We start from the raw sequence: 16,341 nt of genomic DNA, 5'->3' as shown, positions 1-16,341 counted from the left end.
CGTCCGAGGGCTGTTGCCGTTTCAGCCTAGAGGCCTTTCGCGACGATGACGTTACGGATTCGAGTGTAGCGCGCAAGCGCCGGGCGCGACATGGACGAAAAGTCCCACAAACCCGAGACGACGCGACGGCGCGACTTGGAATTCATCCTGTCAGCCCCATTGTGAATGGCCATTGACATCGCACCGTCAATGTTGGTCAAAGTCAAGCTACGGCTGGCGCCATGGGAAAGGCTAGGGTAGGGTAGGCGGATTTTCCGGTCGGCCCCACTCCCTGCCATCGAGCACGCCATCGGCTGGGACCGCCGCTATATATAAAGAAGCAGGAGCGCTATGGGCAAGTCACTGGTTATCGTCGAGTCGCCGGCCAAGGCCAAGACCATCAACAAGTATCTCGGCAACGATTTCGTGGTGAAATCGAGTGTCGGGCATATTCGTGATCTGCCGACCAGCGGTTCTTCCAAGCAGGCCAGCGATCCCAAGGAGCGCGCGAAGCAGGCGGCGATCACCCGCAAGATGTCGCCGGAAGAGAAGGCAGAGTACAAGAAGCAGAAGCAGTGGGATCAACTGGTTCGGCGCATGGGTATCGACCCCGAACATGGCTGGCGGGCCCATTACGAGATCCTGCCGGGCAAGGAGAAGGTGGTCGAGGAGCTCAAGAGGCTGGCCGACAAGAGCGATACCATCTATCTCGCGACCGATCTGGACCGTGAGGGAGAGGCGATCGCCTGGCACTTGAAGGAGACCATCGGCGGCGACGACTCGCGCTACAAGCGCGTGGTGTTCAACGAAATCACCAAGAATGCCATCCAGGAAGCCTTCAAGCAGCCCGGCACGCTCAATATCGCCCGAGTCGAGGCGCAGCAGAGCCGCCGCTTTCTGGATCGCGTGGTCGGCTTCATGGTCTCGCCTTTGCTGTGGAGCAAGGTGGCTCGTGGCCTCTCCGCCGGCCGTGTGCAGTCGGTGGCCGTACGGCTGATCGTCGATCGTGAGCGCGCTATCCGGGCATTCAACCCGGAAGAATTCTGGGACGTCCACGCCGATCTCGTCACCGCCGACGGCGAGCCGATCCGCTTCGAGGTGGTCCGCGAGAATGGCGAGACTTTCCGCCCGACTTCCGAGAAAGAGACCCTCGATCGCATCGCGCCGTTGCGGCAGGACACGCTGGACGTGACCAGCCGCGAAACCAGGCCGACCAGCTCCAAGCCCAATGCGCCGTTCATTACCTCGACGCTGCAGCAGGCCGCCAGCGGTCGACTGGGTTACTCCGTCAAGAAGACGATGACGCTGGCCCAGCGGCTCTACGAGGGCGGTTACATCACCTACATGCGTACCGACTCCACCAACCTGTCCCAGGATGCAGTCGAAGGCGTGCGCGATTACATTCAGTCGGAGTTCGGTGACCGCTACCTGCCGGAAGCGCCAAATCGCTACTCGAGCAAGCAGAACGCTCAGGAAGCGCACGAGGCCATTCGCCCTTCCAACGTCAAGCAGCGGGCCGACGATCTGCCCGTCGAGCGCGACGCCCAGCGGCTGTACGAGCTGATCTGGCGCCAGTTCGTCGCCTGCCAGATGGTGCCGGCGGAATATCTCGCTACCACGCTGACCATCGAAACGGCCGGTTTCGAGCTCAAGGCCCGTGGCCGGGTGCTCAAGTTCGACGGTTATACCCGTGTGATGAAGCCGCTGGCCAAGAAGGACGAGCAGGCGCAACTACCCGATATCGGCGAAGGCGCGACGCTCCAGGTCGAACAGATCGACCCGCAGCAGCATTTCACCAAGCCGCCGGCGCGCTACACCGAGGCAAGCCTGGTCAAGGAACTGGAAAAGCGGGGAATCGGGCGCCCATCGACCTATGCGGCGATCATCTCCACCATTCAGGATCGCGGCTACGCCAAGCTGGACAACCGGCGTTTCTACGCGGAAAAGCTCGGCGAGATCGTGACCGATCGCCTGGTGGAATCGTTCAATGACCTGCTGGACTATGGCTTCACTGCCCGCATGGAGGATCGGCTCGACGAGGTCGCCGAGGGCCATGAGCAGTGGCAGAAGCTGCTCGATGCCTTCTATGCCGATTTCAAGCAGAAGCTGGAGCGTGCCGAAGGCGAGGATGGCATGCGACCCAACGAGCCCATCGAGACCGACATCGCGTGCCCGACCTGTGGCCGCCCGATGCAGATTCGCATCGCGTCGACCGGCGTGTTCCTGGGCTGTTCCGGCTACAACCTGCCGCCGAAGGAGCGCTGCAAGACGACCATCGATTTGATTCCGGGAGAGGAAGCGGTACCCGCGGATGCCGACGAGGCCGCCGAGACGGAAGCGTTGCGCGCCAAGCGTCGTAACCCGAACACCGGCACGGCGATGGACAGTTACCTGATCGATGAGGGTCGCAAGCTCTACATCAGCAACGATGACGACGGCTACTACGAAATCGAGCAGGGGCGTTTCCGGATCAAGGGCTACGATGGTCCCGTGATCGAATGTGACAAGTGCGGCTCCGAAATGCAGCTCAAGAGCGGCCGCTTCGGCAAGTATTTCGCCTGTACCAACGAGGGCTGCGGCAACACCCGCAAGCTGTTGAAGAGCGGCGAAGTCGCACCACCCAAGATGGATCCGATTCCGATGCCGGAGCTGGCCTGTCAGAAGGTCGACGATCACTACGTGCTGCGCGACGGTGCCAGCGGTCTGTTCCTGGCGGCCAGCCAGTTTCCCAAGAACCGGGAAACCCGTCCGCCGCTGGTCAAGGAGCTGAAGGCGCACGCCGACGCTCTGCCCGAGAAGTACCATTTTCTGCTTGAAGCGCCGAGCGAGGATCCTGACGGTCGGCCGGCTCAGATCCGCTTCTCGCGCAAGACCAAGAGCCAGTTCGTCATGACCGATGAAGAGGGCAAGGCAACCGGCTGGCGGGCCGTCTACGAAGATGGCCGCTGGCAGGTGGAGGACAAGCGCAAATGACTTCGGTGGCCCGTACCAATCAGCTGCTCTATCAGGCTGAATTGTTGCTGGCGGTCGAGCCGGGCAACGACGAGCACGCGACGGCGCGCCGCATGGCGCTGGAGGAGGCCGCGCTGGGCCAGTTGGAACTGGCGCTGGATTCCGTGCTGCGAGAAGTCACCGAGCATACCGATCTGCCCCACGACGGTTGGCGGGCGTGGCTGCGGGCGACGAATGTCAATGTGGCCGAGCTCGAACGGCTACGGGCCTTGTCCCGTGATCCTGAAAGCTGGCTGGGGACGCTGCTGGCGCGATTGCAGGCGCTGCACGGCGCCGACGGCGTGGCCCGCCGCGATGCACGGGCAGGGCTGATTGCCAGTGCCGGCGCCCCATCGCTGGGCGATACGCTGCGCTGGTGCCACCGTGAATTCAAGACGCTGCTGCCGGCACTGCGTGAAGGTAGCAGCGAGTGGTGACTGGCTCGGGGTAGACGTGTTAGCCTGAATCCAGACATCAACGACCGGGGCCCAGGCTCTGGTCGTTTTTTATTGGTCCCGTTCTTTTATTCGAGTCGTCACTCCATGAAAGAGAGTGACAAGAGAGGTGAGCCGTGTCCGATATCGCGATTCTGGAAATCGTCGAACTTGCCAACGGAGAAGTGGTGCTGCGACCGGCAGAGGCAACGGGTGAGCCGCTCGTCTCGATCCGCTTCTCCGAAGAGGCCGTCGAGCTGTTGCGGCGCAGTCGCTTCGACGTGGCCCGCGAGATGCTCGACCATGCGATCACTCGAACCCATCTGTGGGAAGGTGATGAAGAAGATGCCGCCGAAGAAGCGCCGGCGACCGTTCACTAGCCGGCTCTGCGCCCTCTGGTCCGTGAGACGGTGACGCGATCCTGCCGCGACCGGGGGTGCTGACCGACGTGGACCGCCGTGTCCCTTACTGCATCAGGCCCGCTACCAGTGCCATGATCACGGCGATGACGGCCGATGTCAGTGCGGTCACCAACAGCACGCGACGCCGGGTGGCGCTGAAAGTGAAGAAGGTGATGAAAGCGATGGTCATCGCGAGCATCGAAATTGTCCAGGCGTAATTGGCCATAGAGCGGCTGGCTCCTGCATCGAGATTATGGGATTCGTCGACGGCGCATTATACAGATCGCGAGGGCCGCTGCGGCGCTTGCAAGTCTACGGGATTCACGCGGCGCACGATGATAACGCTTGCAAGGGTTTGCTCGTGTCAGGTCTGTTGACGAACCCTGGCGTAAGGCGGGCCGGTGGCGAGCCTTCACTTGCCAGTGACCAGTGACCGGTGCTGGGCGGCACCCAGCGCCGGCCTTGGCGAAGCCGAGAGCTGACGTCGGCGATCAGCGCAGCTTGGTCAGCCGCAATTCGGCCAGTTGAGCGGGCGGCAGGAAGGAGTCCGAGCGCGCCTCTTCCCAGTAGTTCCGGAAGACGGTGTGCTCGCTGTTGCCTTCGAGCAGTTCGTCCGGTTTCAGGAAAGTGAACAGCTTGTCGTAGGACTGGATCTCGTCGGCGGACACGCGCCGAATGATATGCTCAGGCCCCAGTTCCGCGGGATGTTGCAGGCCCGCGGCGGCGAGCATCTCGGCCAAGCCCTTGAGTGTGTTGTGGTGAAAGTTGTAGACCCGCTCGGATTTGTCGGCGACATCCAGGTGGCGGCTGCGCTTGGGATCCTGGGTCGCCACGCCGCTGGGGCACTTGTCGGAGTGGCAGTTGAGTGCCTGGATGCAGCCCAGCGAGAACATGAAGCCGCGTGCGGCGTTGCACCAATCGGCACCCAGCGCCAGGGTCCGGGCAATGTTGAATCCGGAAGTGATCTTGCCGGCGGCGCCGATCTTGATCTCTTCGCGCAATCCAGCGCCGACCAGGGTGTTGTGCACCAGCATCAGCGCTTCGGTCAGCGGCACGCCCAGACGGTTGATGAACTCCAGCGGTGCGGCTCCCGTTCCGCCTTCTCCACCGTCGACGACGATGAAGTCGGGGCGCTGGCCGGTCTCGCGCATGGCCTTGACCATGGCGAACCACTCCCAGGGATGGCCGATGGCCAGCTTGAAGCCGATGGGCTTGCCGCCGGACAGCTCGCGCAGGCGGCCGATGAAGGTCATCAGCTCCAGCGGCGTGGAGAAAGCGCTGTGGCCGGCAGGGGAGACCACGTCCTCGCCCATGGGCACCTCGCGCGCCTCGGCGATCTCGGCGGTGACCTTGGCTGCGGGAAGGATGCCGCCGTGGCCCGGCTTGGCGCCCTGCGACAGCTTGATCTCTATCATCTTGACCTGTTCGTCGCGCGCGTTGGCGGCGAAACGCTCTTCATTGAAGCTGCCGTCGTCGTGGCGACAACCGAAGTAGCCGGAGCCGATCTCCCAGACCAGATCTCCACCGTGAATCCGGTGATAGCGAGAAATCGAGCCTTCGCCGGTGTCGTGATAGAACTTGCCTTTGCGAGCGCCGGCGTTGAGCGCTTCGATGGCATTGCCGGACAACGAGCCGAAACTCATGGCCGACACATTGAACACGCTGGCGGAGTAAGGTTGGCTGCAGAGACTACCGCCGATCTGGACCCGGAAGCCGCTGTCGTCGATATGGGTCGGTTGCAGTGAATGGTTGATCCACTCGTGGCCGGGCGCATACATGTCGATCAAGGAACCGAAGGGTTTCTTGTCGCTCTCGTTCTTGGCCCGCTGGTAGACGACGGCGCGCTGTTCCCGGGAGAACGGACGCTCGTCGAGGTCGGACTGGATGAAGTATTGACGAATCTCCGGCCCGATCGACTCGAGGATATAGCGACAGTGCGCCAGAATGGGATAGTTGCGGCTGACGGTGCGGTGCTTTTGACGGATATCGTGAATCCCGAGCCAGGACAGGCCGCCGAAGATGACCACGCCCCACCACCAGTATGAGGATGAGGCAAGCCCGACGAGGGAAACGGCCAGCAGGCAAAGGCTGGCGATGAAAACGGCATTACGTGACGGTAGACGAGAAAGGCCAGTAGCGTAGCTCATGCAAACATCGGCTCCAGAAAGGTGAAATCGCGGCGGGCTGGGGCTGCCGCGACCGCCAAGGATAGCGCAACGCCTTGCGTTGCGGCCAATGTCACGCGGGACTACGTTGAGGCATCGTCACTACGTTGAGGCAGTTGCGTCCATGTCTCGCGCCGGGAGAACGGGAGTGGATGTCGAGTCGCCGCGTGCCGGCATGCCGGTTTTTCGCTCATTCAATGCAAGGAATGCTTGAACTTGCGACATCATCGATCGTTTTTACGTCTGCGACTGGTCCTGCTCGTGCTGCATGGCTATGTCGGCTGGCGCCTGCTGCCCGAACTTTCGCTGGGCATCTGGAGCAACGTCGTCGGGGCCGGTTACCTGCTGACCAGTGCGCTGCTGATGCCCTGGGTGATCCGGGTAACCTGGCTCAACGGTCGCTGGTTCGCCTGGCCGGTCGCCGTTATGACGGGGGTGTTCTCCTTTCTGCTGCTGTTCACGTTGGCCCGGGACATTCTGCTCGCGACATGGCACGTGGCGACTGCGCCGACGGCCTTGCTGGTCACCGGTAGCGCCTGGGGCGTGCTGATCGCATCGTCCGTGCTGTCGATCTATGCGGTGTGGCAGGCGAGAAGAGTGCCACGGGTCGTCGACGTGTCGGTGCCGCTGGTCGGGCTGCCGGCTGCGCTGGAGGGGCTGAGGACCGTTCAGTTGAGCGACTTGCATATCGGCCCGACGATCAAGCGCCAGCACTTGCAGCGCATCGTCGAACGGGTCAATTCGCTGACCCCGGATCTGGTCGCGATAACCGGTGATCTGACCGATGGCCGCGTCGCGGAGCTGGAAGAAGACCTGGCGCCGTTGGCGAACTTGAGAGCTCGCCATGGCGCATTCTGCGTGACCGGCAATCACGAGTACTACAGCGAGGCCGAGGCGTGGGTCGCCGCCTTTGAACGTCTGGGCATGCGCGTGCTGATCAACGAGTGCGACCCTGTCGAGCATGACGGGGCGGTACTGGCCGTTGCCGGCATTACCGATCTGTCGGCGGGGTACTACGTCCCGGCGCATCGCAGCGACCCGGTGCTGGCTGCCCGTGACATACCGCCGGGAGCGACGCGCCTGCTGCTCGCGCATCAGCCCAATTCCGCGCCCGTGGCGGCAGAGGCCGGGTTCGACCTGCAGCTTTCCGGCCATACTCACGGCGGGCAGATATGGCCCTGGAGCCTACTGGCGCGTCGTGCCAACCGCTTTCTGGCCGGGCTGGGCAAGGAGGGGCGGATGTGGGTCTATACCAGCCGGGGTACTGGCTACTGGGGGCCGCCGATGCGTTTTGGCGCGCCCGCCGAGATCACCCGGATTTGGCTGCGCCGGGCAGACTGAAGAGCCACGAGCCACGAGCCACGAGCCACGAGCCACGAGCCACGAGCCACGGCGGCGTCGGGCCGCTGTAAAAAAGAACGCCAGCGACGATGTCGCTGACGTTTTCGTGAAGTAGCCGCAGTCTAATTTTTTCGCAGCTCAGGCCGCCTTGGCTTTGCGGTTGAGGATATCCAGCAGCGTGTCGATGCGCTGGAAGCGATCTTCTTCCTTTTCCATGTCGCCGTGGAAGCGCAGCGTGTCGGCGCCGTCGAGCTTGTACTCCGCCGGCTGGCGCTGGATCAGTTCGACCAGCGTCATCGGGTCGACCTGCGGGTCGGGGCCGAAGATCACCCGGCCGCGTTCGGCTCCGGCTTCCAGCTTGGCGATACCGAGGCGCTCGGCACGCTGGCGCAGCCTCGTCTGGCGGAACAGTGTCTTGAGCGGCGCCGGTAGCAGGCCGAAGCGGTCGATCATCTCTACCTGCAGTTCCTTCAGCGCTCCCTCGTCGGCTGCGCTGCTGATGCGCTTGTACATGATCAGGCGCTGCTGAACGTCGGGCAGGTAGTCGTTGGGAATCAGCGCCGGCAGGTTGAGGCTGATTTCCGTGCCCTCATCGAGCGGGGCTTCGATATTGGGCGTCTTGCCGGCGCGAATCGCCTTGACCGCACGATCGAGCATCTGCATGTAGAGGCTGTAGCCGATGGTTTCCATCTGGCCGCTCTGCTCGTCGCCGAGCAGTTCGCCCGCGCCGCGGATTTCCATGTCGTGGCTGGCGAGCGTGAAGCCGGCGCCGAGATCGTCGCTTTGGCTGATTGCCTCGAGCCGCTTGATCGCATCCTTGGTCATCGCCTTGGGCGGCGGCGTCAGCAGGTAGGCATAGGCCTGATGGTGGCTGCGTCCGACCCGGCCGCGCAGCTGATGCAGCTGGGCCAGGCCGAACTTGTCGGCGCGCTCGATGATGATGGTGTTGGCGCTGGGCACGTCGATGCCGGTCTCGATGATGGTCGAGCAGACCAGCACGTTGAAGCGCTTGTGGTAGAAGTCCGACATTACCCGTTCGAGGGCGCGCTCCGGCAACTGGCCGTGAGCCACGCCGACGCGGGCTTCCGGCACCAGCTCGCGGATCTTTTCGGCACTGGCTTCGATCGTCTTGACCTCGTTGTGAAGGAAGTAGACCTGGCCGCCGCGAAGCACCTCGCGCAGGATCGCCTCCTTGACCACCGGCTCGTTGCGCTGCTGCACGAACGTCTTGACCGAGAGGCGTCGTGCCGGGGGCGTGGCGATGATCGACAGATCGCGAATGCCGTTCATGGCCATGTTGAGCGTGCGCGGAATGGGTGTCGCGGTCAGCGTGAGAATATCCACCTCGGCGCGCATCTGCTTGAGGCGCTCTTTCTGAGCGACGCCGAACCGATGCTCCTCGTCGATGATCATCAGGCCCAGGTTGGAGAATTTGACCGACTTGGAGAGCAGCTTGTGGGTGCCGATGACGATGTCGGCGCGGCCTTCTTCGATGCGCTTCAGGGCATCGCCTTCCCCCTTGCCGCCAGTGAAGCGCGAGAGCATCTCGATCTGCGCGGCAGTATCGGCGAAGCGGTCGCGGAAGTTGTCGTAGTGCTGCTGGGCCAGCAGCGTGGTAGGCACGAGTACCACTACCTGGCGGCCGGAACTGACGGCCAGGAACGCGGCGCGCATGGCGACTTCGGTCTTGCCGAAACCGACATCGCCGCAGACGACGCGATCCATTGGCCGCGGCGCGGTCATGTCGGCGATCACCGCCTCGATGGCGGCGTGCTGGTCAGGGGTTTCCTCGAACGGGAAGCTCGCCGCGAAGCGCAGATATTCCTCGCCGGGCATGTCGCTGACGAAACCTTCCCTGGCCTCGCGCCGCGCATAGATGTCGAGCAGCTCGGCAGCGGTGTCGCGGACTTTCTCGGCCGCCTTGCGCTTGGCTTTGTCCCAGGTGTCCGAGCCCAGCTTGTGCAAGGGGGCGAGTTCGTCGGTAGCGCCGGCGTAGCGCGAGATGAGCTGAAGATTGTCGACCGGCACGTAGAGCTTGGCGCCGCCGGCATACTCCAGCGCCAGGAATTCGGCTGCCTGACCGCCGGCGGTAAGCATCTCCAGGCCCAGGTAACGCCCCACGCCGTGATGCTGATGCACCACGGGCGCACCGGGGCGCAGCTCGGAGAGGTGGCGCACGGCCAGCTCGTTGTCGTCGGTTGCCTTGGCGCGGCGGCGCGTCTGGCGCACGACTTCGCCGTAGAGCTCGGTTTCGGTGATGACCGCGATAGCGGGATCGCCCAGCCAGAGACCTTCGTCCAGCGCCCCCTCGGCAATCGCGAGCGGCTGGTTGCCATCCAGGAAGTTCTGCCAGCCATCGATATGGGGGATATCCCGATGCAGCGGCGCGAGTGCCTCATCCAGCGCTTCGCGGCGCCCGCGGGACTCGGCGACGAACAGAATGCGCAGATCACGATGAGCATCGAGAAACGCCTCCAGCGTCGCCAGCGGGTGCTGGGCGCGGGCATTGATCGCGACTGCCGGCGGTGATTGGGTCGCGCTGGCGATGGCGTGGCGTGAGGCCGAGTCGGTCACGAATTCGAGACGGGGGTGCTGTTTGATCGCGGCGAAGACTTCGGCCGCGGGTACGAACGCCTTCGCCGGGGGCAGCAGCGGGCGAGTCGGGTCGACGCCGAGATTCTCGTAGCGACCTTCGATCGAGAGCCAGTGATGTTCGGCAGCTTCGAAAACGTCGGGCAGCAGCGCAATGCGCGTCTGTTCCGCCAGATGTTCGAACAGCGTGGCGGTCTCCTCGAAGAACAGCGGCAGGTACTGTTCGAGGCCGGGAGAGGGAATGCCCTTGATCGCATCCACATAGAGCGGGCACTGCCGCGGATCGACGTCGAAGAGGGTTTCGAACCCTTCCCGGAAACAGGCGATCGCCGAGCGCGACAACGAGTACTCGTGCGCCGGCAACAGGTCGATGCGCTCGATCTTGTCCTGCGTGCGCTGGGTATCCGGATCGAAGCGCCGCAGCGTGTCGATCTCGTCGTCGAACAGGTCGATGCGCAGCGGGGCGTCAGTGCCCATGGGGAACAGGTCGATCAGCGAGCCGCGCATGGCGTATTCGCCCGGCTCGTAGACGGTTTCAACCGCGCGATAGCCGGCCCGCGACAGGCGCTCGCGAAAACTTTCCCGATCGAGCCGATCACCGGTCACCAGCGTCAGCACGCGCCCGGCCACGTAGTCGCGTGGCGGCAGTCGCTGCATCAGGGTATTGATCGATGCCAGCACGATCCCCTGGGTGCCTTCCTGCAGTTCCCGCAGCGTTCTCAGCCGTGCCGAGACGATGTCCTGGTGTGGCGAGAAGCTGTCGTAGGGCAGCGTTTCCCAGTCGGGAAACGGCATCACCGGCACGTCGGCATAGAAGCGCAGCGTGCTCTCGAGGCGCTGCGCGCTTGCCGTGTCCGGCGTCACCACCAGCAGTGGTGCATCGTCGGCCAGGCGCGCCAGCGTCAGCGCGGTAGCGCTTCCCTGGGGCAGTTGGCAATAGGTAGTTTCGCGCGTGCCGGTCGGCAGAGGCGGGGCGAGCGGTGTGAAATGCGACATGAGCCTTTCGGAGAACGAATTTACGTGCAGGGATGATAGCAGGCTGTCGCAATGGCGGGGGTGTCGAGCCGCATTTCTTGCCTCGAGTGCCGTTGTCGAACGTCAGGCATCGGCGGTGGCCCGTGTAGTGAAACTACAACATTTGCGACTACGCGGCGATTGCGGGGCGTTTCGTAGGATGCAGATAATACTCGGGTTTTTGGTCAGGCGGACGCTCTGAAGCGGTGTTGGCGACCACTGTGCGGACAGCGCCAGCGATCCGTTTGACCGACGCTGTCGATGCGCCAATTCGACCCCCCAATTCGATCAGAGAGAGGCCCGCTTGTGAGTCAGGAACAGCTCGATACCGTCTTCCAGGAGTGGCAGGACAACGAGGCTCGCGCGGAAGAGATGATTCCGCTTCTGGGCAAGCTCTATCGTCAGTACAACGTGATCCCTTCGCTGTTCGGGCGGTCGTTGATCAATCGTTCCGTGACGCGGATTCTCAAGAACCATCGTTATGTTCGCAAGGTCGAGGGAACCGAGCTTTCGGTCGCCGACACGCTGCCGATGGTGCGAGCCATGACTGAACTGAATCTGGGGCCGGCGCATATCGATATCGGCCGACTGGGCGTGGCGTTCAAGCACTCCGGCGAAAGCGATGTCGTGGCGTTTCTCGAGCGCGAGCTGGCCGACATCGTGGGTGCTCACGACGGCAGCGGCATGGGCGGGGAGCCTCAGGATGTCGTGCTCTACGGCTTCGGTCGCATCGGGCGCATTCTGGCGCGCATCCTGATCGAGAAGGCCGGTGGCGGTAACCTGCTTCGGCTGCGTGCCATCGTCGTTCGCGGCAGTGGTGACGATCTCGAGAAGCGGGCCAGCCTGCTGCGTCGCGATTCCGTCCATGGGCCGTTCTCCGGCTCGATCGACATCGATCACGAAAACCATGCGCTGATCGCCAACGGTCACTACATCCGCATGATCTATGCCGATTCGCCGGCCGAGATCGATTACACCGTCTACGGCATCGACAACGCCATCGTCGTCGACAACACCGGCAAATGGCGCGATCGCGAGGGGCTGGCTCAGCACCTGCAATCCAAGGGGGTTGCCAAGGTGTTGCTGACGGCGCCGGGCAAGGGCGATCTCAAGAATATCGTCCACGGTATCAATCATCAGACCATCGGCGAGGAAGACCGTATCGTCTCTGCGGCTTCATGCACCACCAATGCCATCGTGCCGGTGCTCAAGGCCATCGACGACGAATACGGGATCGTCCATGGCCATGTCGAGACCGTCCACTCCTACACCAACGATCAGAACCTGATCGACAACTACCACAAGGGCGATCGCCGCGGACGCAGTGCGCCGCTCAACATGGTGTTGACGGAAACCGGCGCGGCCAAGGCGGTAGCCAAGGCGCTGCCGGCGCTTTCCGGCAAATTGACCGGCAATGCGATCCGCGTGCCGACGCCCAATGTCTCGATGGCGATCCTCAACCTGTCGCTGGAGAAAGAGACAGACCGCACGGCGCTCAACGAGTATCTGCGCCAGATGGCGCTGCATTCACCGATGCACAAGCAGATCGACTATGTCGATTCGCCGGAAGTGGTGTCGTCGGACTTCGTCGGCAACCGCCATGCAGGGATCCTGGATGCCAAGGCAACCATCGCCGACGGCAAGCAGGCGGTGCTCTACGTCTGGTACGACAACGAGTTCGGGTATAGCTGTCAGGTGGTGAGAATCCTGCAGTACATGTCCCGCGTCTGTCACCGGTACTTGCCGGCCACGCCCTGATTCGTCCATTGAACTTTAGTCTAAAAAGTCTCGGCGCTGCCGAGACTTTTTCGTTGTCCGGCGGCCGGGTCGGCGTGCCGGCGAGTAGTCTTCGGGGGCCGGCATCATTATAATGGTGCGCGTTTTTCGGCGTGGTCCATCGAAGTCATGGGCCATGGAAGTCACCCTTTCTGATAAGAAAAGCATTCGGATTCCGTGACGTCACCTTCCTGTTCTTCCTGAGCCTTGCTGCGGGAGTCGGACATGCCTGGCGTCCGTCGAACCTTTTTCCTTATCGACATCAGATTCGACAACTGGGCGAGACTATGATCGAAGTCAAACGAGGCCTGGACCTTCCCGTTGCCGGGGCGCCGGAGCAGCGTATCGACGACGGGCGCGCCGTGCGCCATGTCGCGCTGCTCGGGTCCGACTATGTCGGCATGAAGCCGACCATGGAGGTCCGTGAAGGCGATCGCGTGAAGCGGGGCCAGGTGTTGTTCACCGACAAGAAAGTGGCCGGGGTTCGCTATACAGCTCCCGGCGCCGGCGAGGTGGTCGCGATCAACCGGGGCGAGAAGCGTCGCCTGCTGTCGGTGGTCATCAAGCTCGACGAGGAAGAGCAGAGCGAAACCTTCACGGCCCATGGCGTGGATGGGTTGGCGTCGCTTTCACGGTCGCAGGTGGTCGATCAACTGGTCGAGTCCGGCTTGTGGACGGCGCTGAGAACGCGGCCCTTTTCCCGCGTGCCGGAACTCGGCGCGGTGCCGGCCGACATCTTCGTGACGGCCATCGACACGCATCCGCTGTCGGCCGATCCCAAGGTGATCATCGACGCCGATAGCGACGCCTTCCGCCAGGGGCTGCAGGTCATCCGTCACCTGACGCCCGGCCGGGTCTTCGTGACTCGCCGTGGCAACGCGACGCTACCGGGCGATGATCTGGAGGGCGTTCAGGCCGAGGGCTTCGAGGGGCTCCATCCGGCAGGCCTGGTGGGTACGCATATCCACTATCTCTCGCCGGTCGGGCTGCAGCGTCAGGTATGGCATCTCGACTGTCAGGACGTGATCGCCATCGGCAAGCTGTTCGCCGAGGGGCGCTTCGATCCGACCCGCGTGGTCGCCATCGGCGGGCCGCGAGCCAAGAATCCGCGCCTGGTCCGCACCCGTCTGGGGGCCAGCAGCGAAGAGCTGCTCGAAGGCGAGATCGAGAAACCGGAAGATACCCGCGTCATCTCCGGATCCATCTTCGGCGGTACGCAGTGCGAGGGAAGTCGCCAGTTCCTGGGGCGTTTCCACCGTCAGTTCTCGCTGCTGGAAGAGGGCAACAAGCGCGCCTTCATGGGCTGGCTGTCGCCCGGTCGCAACCGTCATTCGGTCATGGGTATCTACGTCTCCCAGTTCCTGGGACTGCCCAACTACGCACCCAATACGTCGACCAACGGATCCGAGCGTGCCATGGTGCCGATCGGCGCCTACGAGAAGGTCATGCCGCTGGATATCATGCCGACCCAGCTGCTGCGCTCGTTGATCGTCGGCGACATCGAATCGGCCATGCAGCTCGGCTGCCTGGAGCTGGATGAAGAAGACCTCTCGCTGTGCACCTACGTGTGCCCCGGCAAGTACGAGTACGGTCCCATCCTGCGCGACAACCTGACCATGATCGAGAAAGAGGCCTGATGATGGGGATTCGCAATACGCTCGACAAGCTGGAGCCTCATTTCGAGAAGGGCGGCAAGTACGAGAAGTTCTACGCGCTCTACGAGGCGGTCGATACGATCTTCTATTCGCCCCCCAGCGTCACCAAAAGCATGACTCACGTGCGCGACGGGATCGACCTGAAGCGCATCATGATCACGGTCTGGGCCTGTACGTTCCCGGCCATGTTCTTCGGCATGTACAACGCAGGCCTTCAGGCCAACCTGGCGATTGCCGATGGCTTCGGTGCGATCGCTGGCTGGCGTGAAGCGGTGACCATGGCGCTGGCGGGGAGTCATGACCCGGGCAGCATCTGGGCCAATTTCGTGCTGGGGGCGACCTACTTCCTGCCGATCTATCTGGTGACGTTCGTCGTGGGCGGCTTCTGGGAAGTCCTGTTCGCGGTCAAGCGTGGCCATGAAGTCAACGAAGGCTTCTTCGTGACGTCGGTGCTGTTCGCGCTGACGCTGCCGGCGACCATCCCGCTGTGGCAGGTGGCGCTCGGCATTACCTTCGGCGTGGTGATCGGCAAGGAAATCTTCGGCGGAACCGGCAAGAATTTCCTCAACCCGGCACTGACCGGCCGTGCTTTCCTCTATTTCGCGTATCCGGCCCAGATCTCCGGTGATAGCGTATGGGTCCCGGCCGATGGCTATACCGGTGCCACGGCGCTGTCCAACGCCGCGCTCAACGGCATGGAAGGCCTGCATCAGCAGTACAGCTGGTGGGATGCCTTCTTCGGCTTCATCCAGGGGTCCGTGGGGGAAACCTCGACGCTGGCGATCCTGATCGGTGCGGCGATACTGCTGCTGACGCGCATCGCTTCCTGGCGCATCATGGCGGGTGTCATGATCGGCATGATCCTGACCGCATCGCTGTTCAACGCTATCGGTTCCGACAGCAACCCGATGTTCGCGATGCCGTGGTACTGGCATCTGGTACTGGGTGGCTTCGCCTTCGGCATGGTGTTCATGGCAACCGATCCCGTATCGGCGTCGATGACCAATAACGGCAAGCTGATCTTCGGCGCGCTGATCGGTGTGATGACCGTGCTGATCCGTGTGGTCAACCCGGCCTTCCCCGAGGGCATCATGCTGGCAATCCTGTTTGCCAACCTGTTCGCGCCATTGATCGATCACATTTTCGTACAGGCGAATATCAAGCGGCGCCAAAAGCGGCTTTCAGCGCTGGCGTCCACCGAGAAGGAGGCTGTCTGATGGCGAGCAACAACTCGATCAAGAAGACGCTGATCGTCGCATTTTCCCTCTGCGTCATCTGCTCGGTGGTCGTCTCGTCCGCGGCCGTGGTGTTGAAGCCGAAGCAGTTGCAGAACCAGGCGCTGGACCGCAAGAGCAACATCCTGCAGGTGACCGAACTCTACAAGCCGGGCGATGATGTCGAAGAGAAGTACGCCGAGCTGATCACGCCACGCGTGGTCAACCTCGAAACCGGCGAGTATTCCGACGATCTGGATCCGAATACCTACGATCAGTTCGACGCCGCCAGAGATCCGGCAACGTCGCGCACGCTGTCGGGCGATGACGATATCGCGGGTATCGGGCGCCAGGAGAAGTTCTCCACCGTCTATCTGGTCGGTGATCCCGACGACCCAGATCAGATCGTCATGCCGATTCGCGGCCAGGGACTGTGGGGGCTGATGGAAGGCTTCTTGTCCGTGCGCGGCGATGGCAATACCATCGTGGGGCTTTCCTACTACGACCAGTCCGAAACCCCGGGCCTGGGCGGCGAGGTCGACAACCCGCGCTGGAAGGCGAAGTGGGATGGCAAAAAGATCTACGAGGATGGCGACTACCAGGATCCTCAGATCCAACTCGTGAAAGGCGGTGCCAGCGGCGAGTACGAAGTCGATGCGCTGTCGGGAGCCTCGCTTACCAGCCGAGGCGTCACCAACATGTTGCGGTTCTGGCTGAGTAACGAGGGCTATGCCCCGTACCTCGCCCGATTCCATGACGATTCCCAAGGAGGAGCGTGA

At 62.8% G+C, this 16,341-nt stretch carries 11 protein-coding genes; 8 read left to right on the top strand and 3 right to left on the bottom strand.

Translation table 11 applies throughout. The features are described from left to right. The first annotated feature begins 330 nt into the window (after positions 1–330). The 3 genes from topA to BC443_RS17185 all read left to right on the top strand — a co-directional run bounded on the left by topA (position 331) and on the right by BC443_RS17185 (position 3,784). Entirely contained in the window at positions 331–2,952 is a 2,622-nt protein-coding gene (topA, locus tag BC443_RS17195) for a type I DNA topoisomerase (protein WP_071233111.1), read from the top strand. Next, positions 2,949–3,407: a DUF6586 family protein gene (locus tag BC443_RS17190; protein WP_071233110.1), complete on the top strand. Its 459-nt coding sequence runs from the start codon at positions 2,949–2,951 to the stop codon at positions 3,405–3,407. The genes topA and BC443_RS17190 overlap by 4 nt, the downstream gene beginning before the upstream one ends. A gap of 134 nt (positions 3,408–3,541) precedes the next feature. Next, entirely contained in the window at positions 3,542–3,784 is a 243-nt protein-coding gene (locus tag BC443_RS17185) for a hypothetical protein (protein ID WP_071233109.1), read from the top strand. An 85-nt stretch (positions 3,785–3,869) separates the two neighbouring features. On the opposite strand, the gene BC443_RS18850 is transcribed toward BC443_RS17185, so the two are convergent. Further along, positions 3,870–4,031, bottom strand: coding sequence for a hypothetical protein (locus BC443_RS18850; protein WP_157957008.1), 162 nt, complete (start codon positions 4,029–4,031; stop codon positions 3,870–3,872). 265 nt (positions 4,032–4,296) lie between these two features. Continuing rightward, a complete protein-coding gene (locus BC443_RS17180) occupies positions 4,297–5,952 on the bottom strand; it encodes an FMN-binding glutamate synthase family protein (protein ID WP_071233108.1) in 1,656 nt (551 codons plus the stop codon). A 234-nt stretch (positions 5,953–6,186) separates the two neighbouring features. Between BC443_RS17180 and BC443_RS17175 the strand changes: the two genes are divergently transcribed. Continuing rightward, positions 6,187–7,311, top strand: a complete 1,125-nt coding sequence (locus tag BC443_RS17175) for a metallophosphoesterase (protein WP_083387494.1) — start codon at positions 6,187–6,189, stop codon at positions 7,309–7,311. Positions 7,312–7,449: 138 nt separating this feature from the next. On the opposite strand, the gene mfd is transcribed toward BC443_RS17175, so the two are convergent. Beyond that, the gene (mfd, locus tag BC443_RS17170) at positions 7,450–10,899 is read right to left on the bottom strand and encodes a transcription-repair coupling factor (protein ID WP_071233106.1); all 3,450 of its coding nucleotides are present in this window, start codon (positions 10,897–10,899) and stop codon (positions 7,450–7,452) included. 324 nt (positions 10,900–11,223) lie between these two features. On the opposite strand from mfd, the gene BC443_RS17165 reads away from it, so the two are divergent. From BC443_RS17165 to BC443_RS17150, 4 genes are all read left to right on the top strand, one after another. Further along, positions 11,224–12,675: a glyceraldehyde-3-phosphate dehydrogenase gene (locus BC443_RS17165; RefSeq protein WP_071233105.1), complete on the top strand. Its 1,452-nt coding sequence runs from the start codon at positions 11,224–11,226 to the stop codon at positions 12,673–12,675. Between the two features lie 305 nt (positions 12,676–12,980). Continuing rightward, positions 12,981–14,330: a Na(+)-translocating NADH-quinone reductase subunit A gene (locus BC443_RS17160; protein WP_071233104.1), complete on the top strand. Its 1,350-nt coding sequence runs from the start codon at positions 12,981–12,983 to the stop codon at positions 14,328–14,330. After that, a complete protein-coding gene (locus BC443_RS17155; protein WP_071233103.1) occupies positions 14,330–15,565 on the top strand; it encodes an NADH:ubiquinone reductase (Na(+)-transporting) subunit B in 1,236 nt (411 codons plus the stop codon). The genes BC443_RS17160 and BC443_RS17155 overlap by 1 nt, the downstream gene beginning before the upstream one ends. Further along, the gene (locus BC443_RS17150) at positions 15,562–16,341 is read left to right on the top strand and encodes a Na(+)-translocating NADH-quinone reductase subunit C (protein WP_110630792.1); all 780 of its coding nucleotides are present in this window, start codon (positions 15,562–15,564) and stop codon (positions 16,339–16,341) included. The genes BC443_RS17155 and BC443_RS17150 overlap by 4 nt, the downstream gene beginning before the upstream one ends.

It is taken from the genome of Salinicola sp. MIT1003, assembly GCF_001858555.1.
GTDB lineage: Bacteria > Pseudomonadota > Gammaproteobacteria > Pseudomonadales > Halomonadaceae > Salinicola > Salinicola salarius.
This window is presented reverse-complemented; position numbering and strand designations above follow the sequence as displayed.

Excerpts from the sequence above, each read along its gene's own strand:
- topA (WP_071233111.1), top strand. The coding sequence starts at position 331 with ATGGGCAAGTCACTGGTTATCGTCGAGTCGCCGGCCAAGGCCAAGACC.
- BC443_RS17190 (WP_071233110.1), top strand. The coding sequence starts at position 2,949 with ATGACTTCGGTGGCCCGTACCAATCAGCTGCTCTATCAGGCTGAATTG.
- BC443_RS18850 (WP_157957008.1), bottom strand. The coding sequence starts at position 4,031 with ATGGCCAATTACGCCTGGACAATTTCGATGCTCGCGATGACCATCGCT.
- BC443_RS17180 (WP_071233108.1), bottom strand. The coding sequence starts at position 5,952 with ATGAGCTACGCTACTGGCCTTTCTCGTCTACCGTCACGTAATGCCGTT.
- mfd (WP_071233106.1), bottom strand. The coding sequence starts at position 10,899 with ATGTCGCATTTCACACCGCTCGCCCCGCCTCTGCCGACCGGCACGCGC.
- BC443_RS17160 (WP_071233104.1), top strand. The coding sequence starts at position 12,981 with ATGATCGAAGTCAAACGAGGCCTGGACCTTCCCGTTGCCGGGGCGCCG.
- BC443_RS17155 (WP_071233103.1), top strand. The coding sequence starts at position 14,330 with ATGATGGGGATTCGCAATACGCTCGACAAGCTGGAGCCTCATTTCGAG.